This window comes from Phenylobacterium sp. (assembly GCF_031181185.1).
Lineage (GTDB): Bacteria > Pseudomonadota > Alphaproteobacteria > Caulobacterales > Caulobacteraceae > Phenylobacterium.
Genome location: NZ_JAPSKZ010000269.1, coordinates 1 through 3,261 on the forward strand (window position 1 = coordinate 1; position 3,261 = coordinate 3,261).

A 3,261-nucleotide genomic window follows, 5' to 3' on the forward strand; every position below is an offset into this window, starting at 1 on the left:
GTTGCTGCTGGAACGCCCCCTGGTGATCATTGGCGCGGCGATCGCCATGATCGCCTTCAACACCGCGGTCGTCTTCGGGCTTGCGCGCGCCTTCGGCCTGAAGACCCGCTCGGCGCTCGAGGCGGCCCTGCTGCTGGCGGGCGCGGGCGAGTTCGCCTTCGTCATCCTGGGCCAGGCCATGAGCGGCGGCCTGGTCGATCCGCGGGTCGGCCAGACGGCCCTGGTGGCGGCCACCCTCTCCATGTTCTGCATCCCGCTGCTGGCCATGGCGGGCCTGCGGCTCGGCGGCCGGCGCATCGCGCCCAGCGAACTGCCGCCGGATCCTGAAGGCGCCGCGGACGAGGAGGAGGCCCCGGAGCCCAAGGTCCTGGTGGTCGGCTACGGCCGGGTCGGCCGCCTCGTGGGCGAGATGCTCAAGCGCCACCAGATCGCCTGGGTGGCCGCCGAACTCGACCCGCGCCTGGTCGAGCAGGGCCGCCGCGCCGGAGAGGCGATCTACTTCGGCGACGCCTCCCGATCCGAGTTCCTCGAACGGTGCGGTCTTTCCGACGCCGTCGCCGTCGTCGTCACCATGGACAATCCCGAGGGGGTCGAATCCATCGTGGCGGTGGCCCGGGCGATGCGGCCCGACCTCACCATCGTGGCCCGCGCGCGCGATGCGCGGCATGCCCAGCGGCTCTATGATCTGGGCGCCACCGACGCCGTGCCGGAAACCGTCGAGGCCAGCCTGCAGCTGTCTGAGGCCGTCCTGGTCGAGATCGGCGTGCCCATGGGCCTGGTGATCGCCTCGATCCACGAGCGGCGCGACGAATTCCGCGCGGCCCTCAACCGGCCCGACGCCATGGGCGGCCGCAGCCGCAAGTTCCGCCGCGCGAAGGGCGACGCTGCCGGCGCCTGATCGGCGCCGAAATTTCGGCGCCGAAAAAAATCTGTCAGCTGCGGTTCAGGTTCGGGAACCAAGCGTTGCCGTGCACGTTGGTGGCGAAGGCTCGACAGGGGCGCTTGAAGTCAGAAGGGGATGGATGTCGGCGGGGAGCCACACCTTGGGACGCGCTCGCGCGGACGTTGCTCCGCAGCGGACGGCTGCGTCAGTCTCCCGGCTTTACAAATACTTACAGATAGTTCGGGCAGCATTCGCGCACGGTTGTGGCGAGCTTGGCCTTGAACAGGAGAGTTGTTCGACTTGAGGTTTTCCAGCGGGCGAGGCAGAAGCCTGGTCTGCAGCTAGGCCGCGAGGGTGGGATCAACTCACCGGGCGGCGCCGATCACTGTTAAGGCGTCGTTTAGCGTCCTGGATAAGGCTGGAAGAGGGTGGCCAGATTGGGGTGGGAGTGTGGCTTCTGCGACACTTACGCAACCCAACGGCCTTGTTATAAGAGCGGCTGGGTCGATTGGCCGCACCACCTGAGGGCAACGAGAGGGCTCTGATTATGAAGTTGAAACTCCTGGCAGGCGCTGCGATGGCTGCGGCGTTCGCCGCGTCCGCCGCCCAGGCGCAAGTCGGCTGGTACGGCGCGGTGGACCTCGGGTACCACTGGCCCGAGTCGATGGAGCTCGAGAGCTCCAACAACGCCGCGAACGGCTCCCCGTACTCCTGGGACTTCAACCAGGAAGACGACTGGGCTGGCTTCGCGCGTCTCGGCTACCAGCTGAACGACAACTGGCGCGTCGAACTCGAACTCGGCTATCGCGGCGGCGACATCGAATCCGTCCGCGGCGGTTCGAACCAGGCGGTTCTCGGCCTCTGCACCCCGGGCGTCACCCGCACCGCGGCGGCGCCGACCTGCGGCTCGCCCGACGGTGACGTGACCTCGTGGACCGTCATGGGCAATGTCATCTACGACATCCTGCCCGGCTCCACGCTCAACCCGTTCATCGGCGCCGGCATCGGCATCAATCACGTCGCCATGGACGTGACGGGTCAGTTCTCGAACATCACCGGCACGATCACGGGCCCGACGGGCGCCAACCCGGCGATCCAGAACCTGACGATCGACGACGACGACACGGCCTTCGCCTGGCAGGTCATCGCCGGCCTGGCGTGGCGCGCCACCGACCGCCTGAACGTCGACCTGACCTACCGCTACCTCGGCGGTTCGGACGTCGACTTCGCCTCGAGCGGCTCGGTCGCCAGCGGCCTGCAACCCGGCGTGTTCAGCGGCGAATACCGCGACCAGTCGGTGACGCTCGGCCTGCGGTACTCGTTCGCGGCTCCGCCGCCCCCGCCGCCGCCCCCGCCGCCGCCGCCTCCCCCGCCGCCGCCTCCGCCGCCCCCGCCGCCTCCGCCGGCGCCGGCCTACGAGGCCAAGCAGTTCATCGTCTACTTCCCGTTCGATCAGTACGTGCTGACGCCGGAAGCCCAGACGGTGGTCACGGAAGCCGCGAACTACGCCAAGGGCGGCAACGCCACCCGCGTCGTGGTCGTCGGTCACGCCGACACCTCCGGTTCGCAGACCTACAACGTCCGCCTGTCGGAACGCCGTGCGAAGGCCGTGGCCGACGCCCTGGTCGGCGCTGGCGTGAACCAGACCGCCCTGTCGGTGGACTGGAAGGGCGAAACCCAACCCGCGGTCGCCACCGGCGACGGCGTGAAGGAACCGCTGAACCGCCGTTCGACGATCGACATCAACTTCTGATCTCGATCGCCGACGACAGTCGGAAACTAAGCGAGGGCCCGGCGGCGACGCCGGGCCCTCTGCTTTTGCGCTGCAATCCTTGACTCAGCGGCCGATCTATGTTCTCTTTTTGTTCATGATCAGCGACATGGACATGCTTGAGGAGATCGACGCCCGGCTCGCCGCCGTCGCCGACGTCCAGTTCGCCATGATCCAGAAGATCAACGGCCAGGTGGAGGCGGCCTCCGAGCCTGCCGAGCTCGTCCAGCTGGCCGAGCCCCTCGACCGTTCCGCGCGCTCCATCCGCCTGACCTATGCCCTGCGCGTGAAGCTGCGGAAGGACGTCCGGGCGCTCGCCCGCGACGAGGAGCGCATCGCTGAGGCCCAAGCCGAGCGCCGCGCCCGCGAGCGCGACGACCGCATCCGACACCGGGTGGAAACCCTCACCTGGCGCGAGGCCGACTGGGAGGACGACGACGAGCTCGCCGCCGAGTTCGACCGCGCCCTCGAATACGAAGACCTCGATCCGGTCTTTGCGACCCTCACCCTCGAACAGCAGGCCGAGCGCATCATCAAACGCCTCGACCTCAAGCCCGAGCCCTACCCGCACCAGCGGGCCGGCGAGCCGCCACCCCACGACACCACC

3 protein-coding genes are annotated in these 3,261 nt (G+C 68.7%); all 3 read left to right on the top strand.

The window, feature by feature from the left end:
• Positions 1-898: NAD-binding protein (locus RIF93_RS19595; protein WP_309093126.1), on the top strand; the 898-nt coding region annotated here is incomplete at its 5' end.
• A gap of 532 nt (positions 899-1,430) precedes the next feature.
• Positions 1,431-2,636 carry an outer membrane beta-barrel protein gene (locus RIF93_RS19600; RefSeq protein ID WP_309093127.1) on the top strand — a complete coding sequence of 402 codons (1,206 nt, stop codon included), beginning with the start codon at positions 1,431-1,433 and terminating at the stop codon, positions 2,634-2,636.
• Positions 2,637-2,751: 115 nt separating this feature from the next.
• On the top strand, positions 2,752-3,261 hold a 510-nt coding region (locus RIF93_RS19605; RefSeq protein ID WP_309093128.1), incomplete at its 3' end, for a hypothetical protein.

What these genes read in the sequence shown, in the direction of transcription:
- RIF93_RS19600 (WP_309093127.1), top strand. Translation starts at nt 1,431, where the DNA reads ATGAAGTTGAAACTCCTGGCAGGCGCTGCGATGGCTGCGGCGTTCGCC.